This window comes from Agrobacterium sp. ST15.16.024 (assembly GCF_027956545.1).
Taxonomy (GTDB): domain Bacteria; phylum Pseudomonadota; class Alphaproteobacteria; order Rhizobiales; family Rhizobiaceae; genus Agrobacterium; species Agrobacterium cucumeris.
The window spans coordinates 407,667-426,061 of the sequence record NZ_JAQKGO010000003.1 but is presented as its reverse complement, the minus strand read 5'-3'; the positions used below and the strand labels follow the sequence as shown (position 1 = coordinate 426,061).

Sequence of the window (18,395 nt, the reverse complement as noted above, 5' to 3'; positions counted from 1 at the left end):
GGGGCGTTGTGTTGAGAACTGTCCTCAGATGGATCGGCGGCGGCGTGCTGCTGATCGTGCTGCTTCTGGTGCTCGGCACTTTGGTGCCGCGTCCCTTTTTCGCCGATGATGCAAACGGCGTGAGGGATCGCGAAATCCTGCTCTTGTCCAACCCGATCCATACCGACATTGCCCTGCCGGTGGATGATGATCTGCGGCGGGTGTTCTCCGAATTGCAGGAGGATGGGATAGCGGTCAATCATCCCGCTGCTGCCTATCTGGTGTTTGGCTGGGGTGGACGGTCGTTTTATATAGAGACGCCCACCTGGGCCGATCTGAAACCGATGCCGGTGCTGCGCTCGTTTACGCTGGACCGGTCGGTGGTGCATGTGGACGTGACGGGAGACTTTTCCGCCAATATGGCCGGAGTGAAACGGCTTCGCATTTCTGAAGAGGGTTATCAGCGTCTTCTCGCGGGTATCAGGGCAAGTTTTGTCAGAAATGACGGCAAGGTCCAGCTTGTCCCCGGCGCCGCCTATGGTCTGACGGACGCGTTTTTCGAGGCGAATGGCTGGTTTAATGCGCTGGCCGGCTGCAACACGTGGTCGGCCGCCATGTTGCGCGAGGCCGGTATTCGAACCGGCTGGTGGACGCCCTTGCCACCGCTGCTGCGCTGGTCGGTCGATCTCCACAATTGATCCCTCGCCGATGCGGCATTTCGTACATTCGATGACTTAAATCCGATTTTTATGCTGCACCGCAGCGCATCTTGCGCTATGGAAACGGCAAAAGAATTCCACGCGGATTGATCCCAAGCGATCCGCGTAAAACACCTGATCAGGAGAAAAGACATGCTCGGCAAAAAAGTGCCCGCCGTAACTTTCCGCACGCGCGTTCGCGACGAGGCCGTTGGCGGCCCCAACCCGTTCCGCTGGCAGGACATGACCTCCGACGATTATTTCAAGGGTAAGAAGGTCGTTCTGTTTTCGCTGCCGGGCGCCTTCACGCCGACCTGCTCGACCTTCCAGCTTCCCGATTTCGAAAAGCTGGCGGGTGAATTCCGCGCGCTCGGCGTCGATGAGATCTATTGCCTGTCGGTCAACGATGCCTTCGTCATGAATGCCTGGGCAAAGGGCCAGAACCTCGAAAACGTCAAGGTCATTCCGGATGGTTCGGGCGAGTTCACCCGCAAGATGGGCATGCTGGTCGCCAAGGACAATCTCGGTTTCGGCATGCGCTCCTGGCGTTACGCCGCCGTCATCAATGACGGTCTGGTGGAGCAGTGGTTCGAGGAAGAGGGTTATCAGGATAATTGCGAATCCGACCCTTACGGCGTTTCCTCGCCGCAGAACATTCTGGAAAACCTGAAAAGCCGCGCTGCGGCCTGATTTTGGTTTTGTTATTTTGTTAAGGCCCGGCAGCAATGCCGGGCTTTTTCGTTTTCTGAGGCGTGTTGATCTTTGGCGCAAGGGCCTCTCCACATTCCGTCACCCCGGACCTGATCCGGGGTCCAGCGCGATCAAGTCCTTGATCGCAGGCGAGTCTTCTCACGGCGCAGACGCGCCGTGGCTGGATACCGGGTCAAGCCCGGCATGACGGAAGAGAGGTTTTTTGATATCGTCAACCCTCCCGGCCGACGATGCCAATAGTCTTTTCGATGTTCTGAAATCGCGCCTTGAAATCCCCCCGCCTATCCGTCAAAAATCACAACCCCAAGACAGTTTTCGAACGGATGATCCCATGCTGCGTGTCACCTCTTACCACCCCGCCGGAACCCCTGGCGACGAGCCTTCCGGTTATGTCACGCTGGCGCATGACCAGCGGCATCTGCGCCGCAAGCTGCTGCATCTGCAAAATGACGAGATGGTGATGCTCGATCTGAAGGAAGCCGTGCTGTTTGCCCATGGCGATCTTCTGGTGGTGGAAAACGGTGATCTGATCGAGGTTCGGGCCGCGGCTGAAAAGCTGTTTGAAATCACGCCGAAGGATCGACTTCACCTGATCGAGCTTGCCTGGCATCTGGGCAACCGGCATCTTTCGGCGCAGATCGAGGAGGAGCGCATTCTCATCCTGCGCGACCACGTCATCCGCGCCATGCTTGAAGGTCTCGGCGCCACGGTGCGTGAGGTGGAAGAACCTTTCCAGCCGGCGCGCGGTGCCTATCACGCCCATGGCGGCCATTCCCATGGTCATGATCACGGGCACCACCATCACGATCACGGCTGATCCGTGGGCGACGATCGCGGCGTTGCCGCACTGCTGCGGCTGATGGCCTGGCTGTCGCCGGCCTTTCCGGTTGGCGGTTTTTCCTATTCCGGCGGGCTGGAAAAGGCGGTTGAGGACCGGCGTGTGCGCGATGCCGCTGAACTGGGCGGCTGGGTGGAAACGCTGCTGCGCCACGGCAGCCTGTGGAACGATGCGGTGTTTCTGGCGGAAGGCTGGCGCAGGGGCAATGATGCCGCCGCCCTGAATGAAACGGCCAATCTGGCGCGGGCACTGGCCGGCTCGGCGGAGCGATATCGTGAAACGGTGCTTCTGGGGGATGCCTTCGTTGCTGCCGCAGGCGCATGGCCGCATGCGGTTCTCGAGCTTTTGCCGGAGGAATGTCCATATCCTGTCGCCGTCGGGGCCGTGGCCGCCGCGCATGGGGTGCCGCTTAAGGAAACGCTTGCCGCTTTCGCACACGCCGGCGTCTCGCAAATGGTTTCGGCCGGCATCCGCCTCGGCGTGGCAGGCCAGAAGGATGGCGTCGCCATTCTGGCCGCAAGCGAGGCGGTGATTGCGGAGATGGCGGCACGGGCCGTGCAATCCACGCTCGATGATCTCGGCAGCGCCACGATCCTTGCCGATACGGCGGCGATGCGCCACGAGGTTCAGGGCACGCGGCTTTTCCGTTCCTGAAGGAGACAGTACGGCAATCGTCGGAGCGGGCGCATGCCGCTTGTTTCTTCTCCCGAGGGGGAGAAGGTCGCGGCAGCGGGATGAGGGGGCGAGCTCTCAGTTCATCGCTGGCGTTGCCCCCTCATCCGACCCTTCGGGCCACCTTCTCCCCCTCGGGGAGAAGAAACAGGCGGCACGGTTCTTGCTTTCTTTTGAAGCGTTGGTTCAAGGCATTAAGGTAGAAAATACCAAAGCATAGTGAAGGAAACACAGTCGTGAAATCGGGCATGAAATCGGGCAATGGCCCGCTGCGCGTCGGCATTGGCGGGCCGGTTGGTTCGGGCAAGACGGCGCTGACGGAAAAGCTCTGCAAGGCGATGAGCGCTGATTATTCCGTCGCCGTCGTTACCAATGATATCTACACCAAGGAAGATGCCGAGGCGCTGGTGCGCATGCAGGCGCTGCCCTCCGAGCGCATCGTCGGCGTGGAGACGGGTGGTTGCCCGCATACCGCGATCCGCGAGGATGCGACGATCAATCTGCAGGCTATTGCCGGGCTCAATGCGCGCTTTCCCGATCTGGATGTCGTCTTCATCGAATCCGGTGGCGACAATCTCGCAGCGACCTTTTCGCCCGATCTTGCCGATATCACCATCTATGTGATTTCCGTCTGCCAGGGCGAGGAAATTCCGCGCAAGGGCGGGCCGGGTATCACCCGCTCCGACCTGCTGGTCATCAACAAGAAGGACCTCGCGCCTTATGTCGGGGCCGATCTGACTGTCATGGACAATGATGCGATCCGCATGCGCAATGCCATGCCCTTCGTCTTCACCGATATGAAGCGGGGCGATGGGGTGGAGCGCATCGTCGGTTTCCTGAAAGAGCAGGGTGGTCTCTGAGCCATGAATACGCCTCTTCATTTCGGTCCCTATGCCGTGTCCCGCTTTGTCGATGGCGTCTACAAGGCGCCGGTCGGCCATCTCATCCATCGGCGGGGCGAGACGGCGCTGGCCGCGGTTTTCGCCGGGCTTGAAGGCGAGACGGTGGATGTGGATGTCAATTGTTTCGCGCTCTCCGGGCCTGATGGCATCTGGCTGGTCGACGCCGGTTGCGGCACGGCCTGGGGCGCCGCCTATGGCCATGCCCGCGCGGCGCTGATCGCCGCCGGTATTCAGCCGGCTGATGTAAGGCGTGTGATCCTCACCCACATTCACGGCGACCATGCGTTGGGTCTCATTGATGGTGACAAGCCCTATTTTCCCAATGCGGAAATATGGGTGCCGGAGGCCGATCTTGGCTTTTTCACCAGTGCGGATGCCCGCAAGAGCTTGCCGCCAGCCCGGCAGGGCGGTTTCGATCTCGCCGCCCGGCTGCTCGATATCTGTGGTGCCATGCTGCGACCGATCCCCATGGGCATGATTGCCGAGGATATCGAGGCGATCGCCATGCCCGGCCACACGCCGGGGCATGCCGGCTATCTCATCGGCAGCGGCGATAACCGGCTGTTATTGTGGGGTGATGTGCTGCATGTGAGCGGATTGCAGGCTGACGATCCTGAAATCGCTTTCGTTTACGATATCGATTCCGAACTTGCCTATGCCACCCGTGTTGCGGCGTTGGCCGAGGCCGCCGATCACGGCTGGCTGGTATCCGGCGGCCATCTTGGCGGCTTTTTCCGTATTGAGCGGCAGGGCGACAGCTTCCGCTTCGTGCCGCAGCCGGGTTGATCTGCCCTTTCCGGAACGGCGAAAGGCGGGCTGCCGGCTGGCATCCCGCCTTTCTTCCTCTCCCGCTATCTTCAGATCTGCTTCAATGCTGCGACGTCATTGACCTGCACGATGCGGCCACGCACGGTGACGCCTGATTTTTTCAGTGCCGAGAAGGCGCGCGACAGGGCTTCCGGTGCAAGGCCGAGCTTGCCGGCAAGCAGGCTTTTCTGGAACGGCAGCCGCAGCGAAAAGGATGTCGCGTCGCGCGGGCCCTGATTGATGAGATAATGGGCGACGCGTTGTGGCGCGGTCTGCAGCCGATCGTTGGCGATGCAATCCATGGTGCCAAGCAGGCTGTTGGAAAGGCAGCGCATGACGGCCTTGGCGATTGCCGGCTCCTGATCGATCAACGTGCGGATTCTCGCGAGCTCGAAACGCGCCACCGTGCAGCTTTCCGCCGCCTGCGCGCTGTAGCGATAGGTGTCGCTGCCGAAAATCAGGCATTCGTTGAACGTATCGCCCGGACCGCTGACGCGCACATCCGCTTCGCGCCCATGCCTGTCCAGCCGGTAAAGGCGGACATAACCCGACAGAACGCAATAAAAATGCTGCGCCGCTTCGCCTTCCTTGAAGAGCACATGGCGGGCGTTGACATTGATGATGGTCGCCGCCTCCATCAGTTTCAACGCCACTGCGTCATCCGCTATCCCGATCAAGGGCGCGCGCAGCAGAATGTTCCTGTCCCTGTTGCTCAGCTTCACGGTCTTGTTCACGTCCATCCGGCTCCCGCTCAAACCTTTTGCCGGGCTGTCCGCAGCGATACGAAACCGGGGATGTTCCGTCTCTCTCACGCCTATCTGCAAAGAACTCATCGCATTATCCTTCGACCGGCAATTCCCGATGCGAGGGAGATTAGCAGTTCACCTGAAAAGCGAATTGATTTCGATCAAACGGGGTTTGACGCTGTCATATTTGAGGGAGCTGGAATGTGACGAGGAATATGGTGCGGGTGGGTGCCGCATGTTTCTTCTCCCCGCCGGGGAGAAGTCCGCGGCAGCGGGATGAGGGGGCAAGGGTCGAGATATTCGGAGAGCTTGCCCCCTCATCCGACCCTTCGGGCCACCTTCTCCCCCTCGGGGAGAAGAAACGCGTGGCGACGTATTGCGCAAAATAAAAACGCCGGGACAAGGCCCGGCGTTTCAATCTTCATTCTGCGAGCTTCACTCCGCAGCAAGCGGCGGCAGCCGCAAGATATTGCTGCCCTTGTCGCTGGATTTGTCTCCCGAGCCCTTTTCCATGCCGGCGACCCGGGCCTCCAGCGAGGAGAGCGCCAGGCTGTTTTCGCGGGCGATCTCCGAGAGTTTTTCGTTGGAGAGAGCCTCTTCCTCCTCTTCCTTCTTGCCGACGAAACGGCCGAAGAGGTGGGCGAGCAGGCGCGACAGGTCGTCCATGATCAGGAAGAAGGCCGGAACCACGATCAGCGACAGCACGGTCGAGACGATGATGCCGCCGATGACCGCGATTGCCATCGGCGCGCGGAATGAGCCGCCTTCGCCGACGCCGAGTGCCGAAGGCAACATGCCTGCCGACATGGCGATGGAGGTCATGATGATCGGGCGGGCGCGCTTGCGGCCGGCCTCGATCATGGCGTGGACCCGTTCCATGCCATGACGGCGCATTTCGATGGCGAAGTCTACCAGAAGGATGGCGTTCTTCGTCACGATGCCCATCAGCATCAGGATACCGATGAGAACCGGCATTGACAGCGCGTTCTGGGTGATGATGAGCGCGACGGCCACGCCGCCGATGGCAAGCGGCAGCGAGAACAGGATGGTGAAGGGCTGGATGACATCCTTGAACAGCAGGATGAGCACCACCAGCACCAGCAGCAGGCCAAGCACCATGGCGTTGACGAAGCCCTGCTGCATTTCGCCCTGCACCTTGGCGTCGCCGCTTTCCGCCAGGCGCACGCTCGCCGGCAGCTTGGTTTCCTCGACGATCCGCTTGAATTCGGCCGTCGAGGTATCGAGCGCCGTGCCGAATGGCACGTCGGATCCGATTGAGACGACGCGGTTGCGGTCATTGCGCTTGATCGAGCTCGGACCTTCCGAATAGTCGATATCCGCGACGCTGTAGAGCGGCACCAGCGACCCAGATGCGGTCTTGATCTTCAGGGCGCGGATGGTGGCAAGATCGCGGCGGGTATCGATGGATGCCTGCACGCGGATCGGAATCTGCCGGTCATCGAGCGAGATTTTCGTCAGCTGGGCGTCGATATCGCCGATGGTGGCGACGCGAACCGTCTGCGAAATCTGCTGCGGCGTGATGCCGAGGCGGGCGATTTCATCCTTGCGCGGGCGGATCTGCAATTCCGGACGCGGCAAGGCGCCTTCCGAGCTGACATTGGCAAGGATGGGCGAGGCGCGCAGGCGGCTTTCGAGAATGCCGACGGCGTCGTTCAGGTCCTTCTCGTTCGACGACAGGAAGTTGAAGCTCAGCTCGCGTTCCGCACGGTCGTTCAGCTTGATGATGCGGACATCCGGAATGGTGCGGACCTTGGCGAAGATATCCCGTTCCACATCCCATTGCGGACGTGTACGGCCCTTTTCTTCCACCTTCGGAAGATATTGGCCGATGAGCGGAATGGAGCCCAGACCCTTGTTGACCAGCACCTTCAGCAGCGAGTGGTCGATATGCTGGAGGATGACGTTGACGGTGGCGCGGCGAAGTTCCAGATCGCCCTTGGGCGAAGCGCCACCAAGAATGAAGACGCTTTCCACGCCGTTGATGTCACGGATGGCATGGAAGATCTCGGTCGTCGTCCGGTCGGTTTCATCCAGCGTGGCATTGGGTGGCAGTTCCACCGAAAGCGTCACACGCGAGGCGTCGTCCGGCGGCAGGAAGCTGCCCGGAACGCCGGCGAGAAGAATGACGGAGGCAACGAGGAAGCCGATGGCGCCGATGAGCGTGAGGTACCGCGCCCACCACTTGCGGGTGGTGGCGGAAACCATGCGCGTATAGGCCTTCATCAACCGGCCGTCATTGTCGTGATGGTCGTCCATCGCGTCTTCGGCGCGCATCAGATAGGCCGCCATCAGCGGTGTGATGAGGCGGGCCACCGCCAGTGAGAAGAACACCGAGAAGGCAACCGTCAGGCCGAACTGGATGAAGTACTGACCGGGAATGCCGGGCATGAACGAGACAGGCACGAAGACGGCAATGATGGTGAAGCTGGTGGCGATGACGGCGAGACCGATTTCGTCGGCGGCTTCAAGTGCTGCCCGATAGGGCGTCTTGCCCATCTTGATATGGCGGGCGATGTTCTCGATTTCCACGATGGCGTCGTCCACGAGAATACCCGTGGCGAGCGTCAGCGCGAGGAAGCTGACGAGGTTGAGCGAGAAGCCCATCAGGTCCATGATCCAGAAGGTCGGGATCGCGGAAAGCGGGAGCGCCACGGCGGCAATCAGGGTTGCGCGCCAGTTCCGGAGGAAGAGCAGGACGACGATGATGGCGAGGATGGCGCCCTCGATCAGCGTATCAAGCGCCGCCTTGTAGTTGCCGTAGGTGAAATAGACGGCGTCGTCGACCATTTGGATCGAGACTTCCGGATGATCCTTGCGGACCTTTTCGAGGCTTTCCGCCACGGTTTCGGCAACAGAGACTTCGCTTGCGCCCTTGGAGCGGAACACCGCGAAGGTGACGGCGGGATTGCCGTTGAACCGCGAGAAGGATTTCTGCTCCTGATAGGTGTCGGCCACCGTACCCAGCTCGGAAAGCTTGACGAAGCGGCCGTTGGAGAGCGCGATGGTGGTGTTGGCGAGCTGCGTCACGTCGCGTGTGTCGCCGAGCGTGCGGATCGTCTGCTCATTGCCGCCGATCTGGCCGCGGCCGGAACCGAGATCGATGTTGGTGCCGCGCAGCTGGCTGTTCACCTCGCTCGCGGTAATGCCATAGGCATCGAGTTTTTCGGGGCTGAGCGAAACACGCACTTCGCGGTCCGCACCACCGTAACGGTCGACCTTGCCGATGCCGGACTGGCCCTGCAGCGAGCGCTTGATCGTGTCGTCGACGAACCAGGACAGTTCTTCGAGCGTCATGTTCGGCGAAGAAACGGCAAAGGTCTGGATCGCCTGGCCTTCGACGTCGATCTTGCTGACCACAGGCACTTCGATATCGGCCGGCAGATCGCTGCGGATCTTGTCGATGGCGTCCTTCGTGTCCTGAACGGCCTCTTCCGTCGGCTTTTCGATGCGGAAGACGACCGTTGTCGTCGACTGGCCGTCGACCACGGTGGACTGGATTTCATCGACGCCACTGATGGCGGCGACGGCGTCTTCGATTTCCTTCGTCACCTGCATTTCCAGCTCGGAGGGCGAAGCGCCGCTCTGGGTCACGGTGACGGCAACGACAGGAACGTCGATATTCGGAAAACGGGTGATCGGCAGGGTCTTGAAGGCCTGCATGCCGAGGATCATCAAAAGCGCGAAGCCGAGAAGCGGCGCAATCGGGTTACGGATTGACCATGCGGAGAAGTTCATTTCATTCCCTCAGTCAGTTGGACGCAGCCGTCTGGGCTTCGACCGGTCGGATCCGGTCACCATCACGCACGAATGCTCCAGCTTTCTCGACAACCTTGTCTCCAGCGGCAAGGCCGCTGACAATTTCGATGAAACCGCTGTCTTCTATGCCGGTCTCGATCTTCACCTGCTTGACGACATCGCCTTCCACCCTGCGGGTGGTGGAGCCTTCGCGTCCGGAGGTAACGGCCGATAGCGGCAGGGCAAGCGCGTTCGTCTCTTCGACGATGATCTCGGCGCTGGCATACATGCCTGAGCGTGCCGGGCTGTTTTCCGGCAGCACCACGTGTACGGAACCGAGGCGCGTCGTCGGATCGACGGTCGGCGACACGAGGCGCACCCTGCCCTCTATTTTCTGGGCTCCGCCGGCAACCGTCAAATAGGCTTTCTGACCGGCCTTGACCTTCTGGATATCGGTTTCGGAGAGATCAGCGACGAGTTCGATCGCGCCATCTTTGATGACGGTAAAAAGCGGGTTTCCGGCACCGCTGGCAATGGCCCCGACCTTGGCGTTCTTGGCGGAGACGATGCCGGCGACAGGAGTTTTCACGCCGGTGCGGGTCAGTTTCAGATCGATATCGTCGATCTGCGCGGCGACGACCTTGATGTCGGCCTCGCCGGCGGACACCGCCTGTCTTGCTGCCTCCAGCCGGGCCTGCGCCACTTGCGCGGCGGCTTCGGTCTTTTCCGTCTCCGAAACCGAACCGGAACCGCTCTGGCCGAGCTTGGCGGCGCGGTCACGCTGGCGAAGGGCATCGTTGAGGTTGGCCTGCGCTTCCAGCACCTGCGCTTTCGACTGGGTGACGGAGGCTTCAGCCTTGGCCTTGTTGGCCTCAAGCTGGCTCTTTTGCAGCACGAGGCTGTCAGAGGACAGCACGGCGAGAACCGCATTGGCCTCCACCCGGTCGCCGATATCGGCATTCAGCGTGTCGATCGACAGGCCGTCAACCAGCGGCTGGACGTAGATTTCGTCCACGGGGCGGATTGTGCCTGTCGCGATGATGCGGTCCACGAGATCGCGTTTTGCGGCGTGCGCCACGATGATGGAGGGCAGGTTCTGCTGTTTGGCCGGTGCCTGCGCTTCGCCTTCGGCGGCAGCCGAAAAAGGCAGTGCCGTTGCGGAAAGAAGGAGGAAAACAAAGCGGTTGAAGGTAAATTTATGCTGCATGTGTCTTGGCTCGCGCAATATCCGATCGCATGTCCTGCAGCCGTGAGGCGTGTTTCAATAGGTCATGCGATAGCGAATGTGAAACAAGGGATCACAATACTTCCTTTTCGATCCTCCCGATTCAAACGCCCCTCAACGCGAATCTCAAGCACCTTGCCCTTGTGCTTTTTCTACAAGATCAAATCTGGCAGTCTTGTGGGCGGGACTCTAATTGTTGTTGTCGTGCAAATCAATCCGCATAGCCATGATGGTTGGTATACATTTTTGTATAGCGGTAGATGTTGTAATTCGTCAGATGGGTTACCACTGCGTGAGGCGGTCGGGAATTCTGAGAACGCCTAATACACCGTCATCCTCGGGCTTGACCCGAGGATCCACGCACATCACCGCAATCAAAACGTCGGTAGATCCTCGGGTCAAGCCCGAGGATGACGGAGGCGAAAAGGAGGAGGAGCGGTTGTCATTCAACAAGATCGCGCGGTCATCGCCGCGCGATCTTATCTTTCTGCGTCAGACTACTTCAGCGCCGCATCGGTGATTTCGGTGGTATAGGCGCCGGAGGGTTCCCTGGTAATGACCGGATCGGACCCGCCGCCGAGCAGCGTCTTGACGGTGCGTTCGTAATCCGCCTTGTCGAGCGCGCCTTTCGAGCCGGCAGTCAGCTTGGCGACTTCGCCCATCATGCGCTTCTGGTGCTTTTCGGTCTGGGCGCCGGAGGCGTCGTTTTCGAGAACGATGTCGGCGGCATCGTCAGGGTTTTCTTCCGCCCATTTCCAGCCCTTCATGGAGGCGCGGACGAATTTGACCATGTCTTCCTTGAACTTGGCGTCTTTCAGCTTGTCTTCGAGAACGTAAAGCCCGTCTTCCAGCGTCGCCACGCCTTCGTCTTCATATTTGAAGGTGACGAGGTCTTCCGGCTTGATGCCGGCATCGAGGACCTGTCCGTACTCATTATAAGTCATGGTGGAAATGCAGGCGGCCTGTTTCTGCAGCAGCGGATCGACGTTGAAACCCTGTTTCAGAACCGTGACGCCATCCGCACCGCCGGTGGTCGGGATTTTCAGGTGCGCCATCCACGACAGGAACGGATATTCATTGCCGAAGAACCAGACGCCCAGCGTCTTGCCCTTGAAGTCGTCGGGCTTGGTGATGCCGGTTTCTTTCAGGCAGGTCAGCATCATGCCTGACGATTTGAACGGCTGGGCAATGTTGACCAGCGGCACGCCCTTTTCCCGGGTGGCGAGTGCGGATGGCAGCCAGTCGACGATCACGTCAGCGCCGCCACCGGCCAGAACCTGTGCGGGCGCAATGTCCGGGCCGCCCGGCTTGATATCGACATCAAGGCCTTCGGCTTCATAAAAGCCCTTGTCCTTGGCAACGTAATAACCGGCGAATTGCGCCTGGGTCACCCATTTCAGCTGCAGGGTAATCTTGTCGGCGGCCTGCGCACTGAAGGCCGTCATCAGTGAAGCGCCGGCAAGAAGAATGGATGCAAGTTTCATTTTCATCGCTGTTCCCTTTTTCGTTATTTACGTTCGTCCCCCACGGACGGACGGATGCCAGAAGGTGACGGCCCGCTCCGCGAGCGCCACCAGACCGTAAAAGCCGGAGCCTGCGAGCGCGGCGACCGCGATTTCGGCCCAGACCATATCGACATTGCTGCGGCCCATTTCCGCCGAGATGCGGAAACCCATGCCGACGATGGGTGTGCCGAAGAATTCCGCGACGATGGCGCCGATCAGCGCCAGCGTGGAGTTGATTTTCAGCGCGTTGAAGATGAAGGGCCAGGCGGCGGGCAGGCGCAGCTTCACCAGTGTCTGCCACCAGCCGGCGGCATAGGTGCGCATCAGGTCGCGTTCCATGTGGCTGGAAGCGGCAAGCCCCTGCACCGTGTTCACCAGCATCGGAAAGAAGGTCATGATGACGACGACGGCGACTTTCGACTGCCAGTCGAAGCCGAACCACATGACCATGATGGGGGCGATGCCGACGACAGGCAGAGCGGAGACGAAATTGCCGATGGGCAGCAGCCCGCGCTGGAGGAAGGGCGAACGGTCGATGAGGATGGCGACGGCAAAGCCGAGGCCGCAGCCGAGCACATAGCCTGTCAGCACCGATTTGAGGAAAGTCTGGCGGAAATCGGCCCAGAGGATCGGCAGGGAGCCGAGAAGGCGCGCGAGGATGGCGCTGGGGGCCGGCAGCAGGATGGGCGGTACGGAAAAACCACGGACCACACCTTCCCACAAGACGAGGATGGCCAATCCGAAGAGGAGCGGCACGGAGATGCCGCTGATGCGCTTTGCCGAGGGGGAAACGAAGCGGTGGCGCACCAGCCATTCGTTGAAGGCCCAGGCGGCAAGCCAGAACAGGATCGCGCCGATAAACCAGAAGGGGTTCGTCATGGCCTTGCTCCCATTCGTTTCAGGACCGCGGCGCGGGCGATACCGATAATGGACACCAGAAGTGCTGCGACACCGGCGGCCATGAACAGCGCCGCCCATATCTGCACCGTCTGGCCATAATAGGAGCCGGAAAGCAGCCGCGCGCCGAGACCGGCGACGGCTCCCGTGGGCAATTCACCGACGATGGCGCCGACCAGCGCAATGGCAATGGCGATCTTCAGCGAGGTGAAGAGATAGGGCAGTGCGGCGGGCCAGCGCAGCTTCCAGAAGATTTGCGCAGGCGAGGCATTATAGGTGTGCATCAGGTCCAGCTGGATGGTTTCGGGACTTCTCAGCCCCTTCACCATGCCGACGACGATGGGGAAGAAGGACAGGTAGGTGGAGATCAGCGCCTTCGGCAGCAACCCGGAAATGCCGATGGAATTCAGCACGACGATGATCATCGGCGCGATGGCGAGAATGGGGATCGTCTGGCTGGCGATGATCCACGGCATGACGGAGCGGTCCATGGCGCGATTGTGGATGATGGCGACGGCAAGCAGGATGCCGAGCACCGCACCGATGGCGAAACCGAGCAGTGTGGCGGAAAGCGTGACACCTGCATGATAGACGAGGCTGCGCTTGGAGGTGATGGCCTTGTTGACGGTGGTGTCCCAGAGTTCGGCGGCAATCTGGTGCGGGGCGGGGAGGACCGGGCGCTCCTGCGCGAAGGTTTGCGGCAGGAGTTGCGAGAAGCTCGGCGTCTGGCCGGCGCGGGTGGCCTGATCGCGGGCGAAGGGCATGTTGAGATAGATGACGGCGAGGTGCCAGACGATGAGGATGGCGAGGAGGACGGTGAGGATGGGGAGGATGCGGTGGCGGAGGAGGGTCATGTTTTTTCGCTCCGCTGCGTGCATCGAGGGTGATGATTAGCGGTGACCTGTGGGCGAGGCTTACCCCCCTCTGCCCTGCCGGGCATCTCCCCCACAAGGGGGGAGATCGACTCGTGGCATGGTCGCGGCCATCTCAACGCCTGCGGAAAGAGCATTGGTAGCGCTCCTTGCCGATCTCCCTCCTTGTGGGGGAGATGCCCGGCAGGGCAGAGGGGGGTAACACTTGCCGCAACGGCGTCGTTTCCAGCATCACCCCTCATAGCCATGCCCCGCCTTCAACCCCTCACGCACCCGATGCGCAATCGCCAGAAACTCCGGCGTCTCGCGAATTTCCAGCGGCCTCTCCCTCGGCAAGGTGGATGTGATCACATCAGTCACCCGGCCCGGCCGCGGCGACATGACGACGATTTTCGTCGAGAGATAAACCGCTTCCGGAATGGAATGGGTGACGAAGCAGATGGTCTTGCCGGTCGTATCCCAGAGTTTCAGCAGCTGTTCGTTCAGATGATCGCGGACGATTTCGTCCAGCGCGCCGAAGGGTTCGTCCATCAGCAGCAGGTCGGCATCGAAGGCGAGCGCGCGGGCGATGGAGGCGCGCTGCTGCATGCCGCCGGAGAGTTGCCAGGGGTATTTCTTGCCGAAGCCGTTGAGGTTGACGAGCTCCATCGTGCGGTCGATGCGTTCGCGCTGCTGGGCTTTGGTATAACCCATGATTTCGAGCGGCAAAGCGATGTTTTTTTCGATGCTGCGCCAGGGATAAAGTGCTGCCGCCTGAAAGACATAACCGTAGGATCGGTCTCGCCGGGCGTTTTCCGGCGTCGTGCCGTTGACGGTGATATCGCCCGACGTGTGTTTTTCGAGATCGGCAATGACCCTCAGAAAGGTGGTCTTGCCGCAACCCGACGGGCCGATGAAGGAGACGAATTCGCCCTTGCCGACTTCGAGATCGACATTGGACAGCGCATGTACCGGGCCATCCCCCGTTTCGAAGGTGAGGCCGAGATTTTTGGCGGAAACGACGGAATAGGGGGAGGCCGGGTTCATCGTGGCTTGGTTTCGCTTTCCGTCAGGGCCGCGCGCGCCAATGGCAGCATGCGGGTTTCGGTGAGTCTGGCGATCGGCAGATCGGGCTTGGCGTCGAGATCGAGCCAGCGCACTTCCTCGATTTCCGCCTGCGGCAGGACCTCGGTATGAAGTCTGGCTGTAAAAGCATGGGCAACGACATCGGCCCCCGGCTCATTGGCGGCTTCCTCGCGAAAGACACCCTCATAATGAACGGCATGGTCTGGCAACGTCAGGCCGATTTCCTCGGCAAGTTCGCGGCGCAGGGCCTGTTCCGGCGTTTCCCCGGGGTCGATCTTTCCGCCCGGTTGCATGAATTGCGTGGTGCCGCGCTTGCGCACCACCAGCATTTGCCGCCGCTCGTTTAAAAGAACGGCAGCGGCGATGATGATTTCACGTTTTGCTTCAGTGCTCATGATCACACACCCGATGCCGGAATGCCGCTGCGTTCCACCCGGCGTGGCGAAACGAGTTCCTTCCAGGTGGAAAGCGCCCGGCTGACGGCGGGGTAGGGATCGCGGGCGATAAACTGGCCGTGGCCCGGCTGGGTTTCGATGCTGCCCTCCTCGATGCTGACGAGACCGCGCGACAGGGTGAAGCGCGGCAGCCCCCTGATCTTTTGTCCCTCAAAGACATTGTAATCGATGGCCGATTGCTGGCTCTGCGCGCTGATGGTCTTTTTCAGTGCCGGATCCCAGACGACGATATCGGCATCGCTGCCAACGAGGATTGCGCCCTTTTTCGGGTAGATATTGAGGATCTTGGCGATGTTGGTGGAGGTGACGGCGACGAATTCGTTCATCGTCAGCCGTCCGGTCACCACACCATGGGTCCAGAGCAGCGGCATGCGATCTTCCAGCCCGCCGGTGCCGTTTGGTATCTTGCGGAAATCACCCAGCCCGAAGCGTTTCTGTTCGGTGGTGAAGGCGCAATGGTCGGTCGCCACACATTGCAGCGACCCGGAGGCGAGACCCGCCCAGAGACTGTCCTGATGCTGGCGGTTGCGGAAGGGCGGCGACATGACCCGGCGGGCGGCGTGATCCCAGTCGGGATTGGCATATTCGCTTTCATCGAGGATCAGGTGCTGGATCAGTGGCTCGCCATAAACCCGCATGCCGTTTTGGCGGGCGCGGCGGATTGCTTCATGCGCCTGCTCGCAGGAGGTGTGGACGACGTAAAGCGGCGCGCCGGCCATATCGGCGATGATGATGGCGCGGTTGGTGGCCTCGCCTTCCACCGAGGGTGGGCGGGAATAGGCATGCGCTTCCGGCCCGGTATTGCCTTCCGCCATCAGCTTCTCCTGCATCTGCGCGACGATATCGCCGTTTTCCGCATGCACGAAGGGAATGGCGCCCAGTTCGGCGCAGCGCGAGAAGGAGGCGAACATCTCGTCGTCATTCACCATCAGTGCGCCCTTATAGGCCATGAAGTGCTTGAAGGAGTTGATGCCCTTTTCCAGAACCACCGTCTTCATGTCGTTGAAGACCTGCTCGCCCCACCAGGTAACGGCCATGTGGAAGGAATAATCGCAATTGGCCCGCGTCGCCTTGTTGTCCCAGCGTTGCAGCGCATCGAGAAGTGGTTGGCCGGGCTCCGGCAGGCAGAAATCCACCACCATGGTGGTGCCACCGGCCAGCGCCGCCCGCGTGCCGCTCTCGAAATCATCGGCGGAATAGGTGCCCATGAACGGCATTTCCAGATGCACATGCGGATCGATGCCGCCGGGCATGACGTAACATCCCGTGGCATCGAGGATGGTGCCGCCGGTCAGATCAGGCCCGATCTCGGCAATTTTGCCGCCTTCGATCTTCACATCGGCCTTGTAGGTGAGGTCGGCGGTGACGATGGTGCCATTTTTGATAATGGTGGCGGTCATTGAACTGTGTTCCCGGTGGCGAGGGCTGGCGAATAGCGGTCGGGATGATCAGGCGGGAAAGTCTTAGTGTTCAGCACGGCGAGGATGGTGTTGAGCGTAAAGGAAAGCTCTTCGAAGATTTCGTGGTTCCAGAACCGTAGAACCGCATAGCCGTGATTGTTGAGCCAGAGCGTTCTTTGCCGGTCATGCATGGAAGAGGCGTGCTGTGATCCGTCAAGCTCGACAACCAGCATTTGTTCGCGGCAGACGAAATCGGCGATGTAAGGGCCAAGAGGGACTTGTCGGCCGAATTTGAAACCGTTCAACCGCCGGTCCTTCAGTTCGTACCAGAGGCGGTATTCGGCGTCGGTCTCGTCGCGGCGGAGTTTTCGGGCTTGTGCAGTTTTGCCGGAGTGGCGTTTTGCTGCTTTTTTACCGGTGTGGTCTGCCATGACCCTTGCCCCCTCATCCGGCCCTTCGGGCCACCTTCTCCCCGGCGGGGAGAAGAATTGGGAGGAACCGTCGCATATTTCTGTGACGTCGATGGTCGGGGTGAGGGGCTTGCCACGGGTTTCTTCTCCCCGCCGGGGAGAAGGTGGCCCGAAGGGTCGGATGAGGGGGCTTGGCCTCGTGGGTACGATCATTCCACGATCTCCGCCGTCTCCAGCACAGCATGCAGCAGCACGTCGCAGCCGGCCTTTGCCCATTCGGGCGAAATCTCTTCCGCTTCGTTGTGGGAAAGCCCGTCCACGCAGGGGCAGAAGATCATGGTGGAGGGGGCGACCCTTGCGGTCCAGCAGGCATCGTGGCCGGCGCCGGAGATGATGTCCATGTGGGTGTAGCCGAGTTTTTCGGCGGCAGCGCGTACCCGGCCCACCAGCACGGGGTCGAAGGTAACCGGATCGAAATGGCCGATGGCTTCGATCGCGCAGCCGACGCCGAGTTCTTCGGCGATCACTGGCACCTCGCGCTCGAAGATGGCGCGCATGCTGTCCAGTTTCGCCTGAGACGGTGTTCGAAGGTCGATGGTGAAAACCACCTTGCCGGGCAGCACATTGCGGGAATTGGGGGTGAAAATCATCTGGCCGACGCCGGCGACAGCGCCCGGCTGGTGGGCCATTGCCACTTCCTGCACCTTTTCGAGAATGCGGGCGGCGGCAAGGCCGGCATTGACGCGCATGGCCATCGGCGTGGAGCCGGTATGGGCTTCCTTGCCGGTCAGTGTCACTTCCAGCCACCACAGGCCCTGGCAATGGGTGACGACGCCGATCTGTTTGTCCTGCGCCTCCAGAATGGGTCCCTGCTCGATGTGATATTCGAAATAGGCGTGCATTTTACGCGCGCCGACATCTTCCTCGCCCAGCCAGCCGATGCGTTCCAGCTCGTCGCCATAGGTCTTGCCGTCTGTATCGGTGCGGCTATAGGCGTAATCGAGATCATGGATGCCGGCAAAGACGCCTGATGCCAGCATGGCGGGCGCAAAACGCGCGCCTTCCTCGTTCGACCAGTTGGTGACAACGATGGGGTGCCGGGTTTTGATGTGGAGGTCGTTGAGGCTGCGCACCACTTCCAGCCCGGCCAGCACACCGAGCACGCCGTCATATTTGCCGCCCGTCGGCTGCGTGTCGAGATGGCTGCCGATATAGACAGGAAGCGCGTCCGGATCCTCACCGGCGCGGGTGGCGAACATGGTGCCCATGCGGTCGATGCCAAGCGTCAGACCCGCCGCCTCGCACCAGCGCTTGAACAGGTGGCGGCCTTCTCCGTCCTCATCCGTCAGTGTGCGGCGATTATTGCCGCCGGCGATGCCGGGGCCGATCTTCGCCATGTCCATCAGACTATCCCACAGACGGTCGCCATTGACCGTCAAGTTCTTACCCGCCGCCAT

The 18,395-nt window shown here is 60.9% G+C and carries 17 protein-coding genes; 6 read left to right on the top strand and 11 right to left on the bottom strand.

Features of this window, described 5'->3' with window-relative positions; genetic code table 11:
- Window positions 1–8 precede the first annotated feature (8 nt).
- The 6 genes from PL640_RS13965 to aidB all read left to right on the top strand — a co-directional run bounded on the left by PL640_RS13965 (window position 9) and on the right by aidB (window position 4,586).
- Window positions 9–677, top strand: a complete 669-nt coding sequence (locus tag PL640_RS13965) for a TIGR02117 family protein (protein ID WP_271362320.1) — start codon at window positions 9–11, stop codon at window positions 675–677.
- A gap of 153 nt (window positions 678–830) precedes the next feature.
- On the top strand, window positions 831–1,367 hold the full coding sequence (locus PL640_RS13960) for a peroxiredoxin (RefSeq protein WP_153516515.1): 537 nt from the start codon (window positions 831–833) through the stop codon (window positions 1,365–1,367).
- A gap of 352 nt (window positions 1,368–1,719) precedes the next feature.
- Window positions 1,720–2,205: an urease accessory protein UreE gene (gene ureE, locus PL640_RS13955; protein ID WP_142840503.1), complete on the top strand. Its 486-nt coding sequence runs from the start codon at window positions 1,720–1,722 to the stop codon at window positions 2,203–2,205.
- A gap of 3 nt (window positions 2,206–2,208) precedes the next feature.
- A complete protein-coding gene (locus tag PL640_RS13950) occupies window positions 2,209–2,880 on the top strand; it encodes an urease accessory protein UreF (protein ID WP_271362319.1) in 672 nt (223 codons plus the stop codon).
- 266 nt (window positions 2,881–3,146) lie between these two features.
- On the top strand, window positions 3,147–3,758 hold the full coding sequence (ureG, locus tag PL640_RS13945; protein WP_271362432.1) for an urease accessory protein UreG: 612 nt from the start codon (window positions 3,147–3,149) through the stop codon (window positions 3,756–3,758).
- 3 nt (window positions 3,759–3,761) lie between these two features.
- On the top strand, window positions 3,762–4,586 hold the full coding sequence (gene aidB / locus PL640_RS13940; RefSeq protein ID WP_271362318.1) for an AidB family quorum-quenching N-acyl homoserine lactonase: 825 nt from the start codon (window positions 3,762–3,764) through the stop codon (window positions 4,584–4,586).
- Between the two features lie 71 nt (window positions 4,587–4,657).
- On the opposite strand, the gene PL640_RS13935 is transcribed toward aidB, so the two are convergent.
- The 11 genes from PL640_RS13935 to PL640_RS13885 form a co-directional block, all read right to left on the bottom strand.
- Entirely contained in the window at window positions 4,658–5,347 is a 690-nt protein-coding gene (locus tag PL640_RS13935) for a Crp/Fnr family transcriptional regulator (RefSeq protein ID WP_142840501.1), read from the bottom strand.
- Between the two features lie 441 nt (window positions 5,348–5,788).
- Entirely contained in the window at window positions 5,789–9,109 is a 3,321-nt protein-coding gene (locus PL640_RS13930; protein WP_271362317.1) for an efflux RND transporter permease subunit, read from the bottom strand.
- A gap of 13 nt (window positions 9,110–9,122) precedes the next feature.
- Complete coding sequence (locus PL640_RS13925; RefSeq protein ID WP_271362316.1) at window positions 9,123–10,316, bottom strand: efflux RND transporter periplasmic adaptor subunit; 1,194 nt, start codon at window positions 10,314–10,316, stop codon at window positions 9,123–9,125.
- Window positions 10,317–10,831: 515 nt separating this feature from the next.
- Window positions 10,832–11,824 carry an ABC transporter substrate-binding protein gene (locus PL640_RS13920; RefSeq protein WP_271362315.1) on the bottom strand — a complete coding sequence of 331 codons (993 nt, stop codon included), beginning with the start codon at window positions 11,822–11,824 and terminating at the stop codon, window positions 10,832–10,834.
- Window positions 11,825–11,845: 21 nt separating this feature from the next.
- Complete coding sequence (locus PL640_RS13915; RefSeq protein WP_271362314.1) at window positions 11,846–12,718, bottom strand: ABC transporter permease; 873 nt, start codon at window positions 12,716–12,718, stop codon at window positions 11,846–11,848.
- The gene (locus PL640_RS13910) at window positions 12,715–13,590 is read right to left on the bottom strand and encodes an ABC transporter permease (RefSeq protein ID WP_271362313.1); all 876 of its coding nucleotides are present in this window, start codon (window positions 13,588–13,590) and stop codon (window positions 12,715–12,717) included. Before PL640_RS13910 ends, PL640_RS13915 begins: the two co-directional genes overlap by 4 nt.
- A 249-nt stretch (window positions 13,591–13,839) precedes the next feature.
- A complete protein-coding gene (locus PL640_RS13905) occupies window positions 13,840–14,634 on the bottom strand; it encodes an ABC transporter ATP-binding protein (RefSeq protein ID WP_271362312.1) in 795 nt (264 codons plus the stop codon).
- Complete coding sequence (locus PL640_RS13900; RefSeq protein WP_271362311.1) at window positions 14,631–15,068, bottom strand: NUDIX hydrolase; 438 nt, start codon at window positions 15,066–15,068, stop codon at window positions 14,631–14,633. The genes PL640_RS13905 and PL640_RS13900 overlap by 4 nt, the downstream gene beginning before the upstream one ends.
- A gap of 2 nt (window positions 15,069–15,070) precedes the next feature.
- Window positions 15,071–16,528: a dihydropyrimidinase gene (hydA, locus tag PL640_RS13895; RefSeq protein WP_271362310.1), complete on the bottom strand. Its 1,458-nt coding sequence runs from the start codon at window positions 16,526–16,528 to the stop codon at window positions 15,071–15,073.
- Window positions 16,525–16,959: an endonuclease domain-containing protein gene (locus PL640_RS13890; protein ID WP_269701881.1), complete on the bottom strand. Its 435-nt coding sequence runs from the start codon at window positions 16,957–16,959 to the stop codon at window positions 16,525–16,527. The genes hydA and PL640_RS13890 overlap by 4 nt, the downstream gene beginning before the upstream one ends.
- A 188-nt stretch (window positions 16,960–17,147) precedes the next feature.
- Window positions 17,148–18,395, bottom strand: a complete 1,248-nt coding sequence (locus PL640_RS13885; protein ID WP_271362309.1) for a Zn-dependent hydrolase — start codon at window positions 18,393–18,395, stop codon at window positions 17,148–17,150.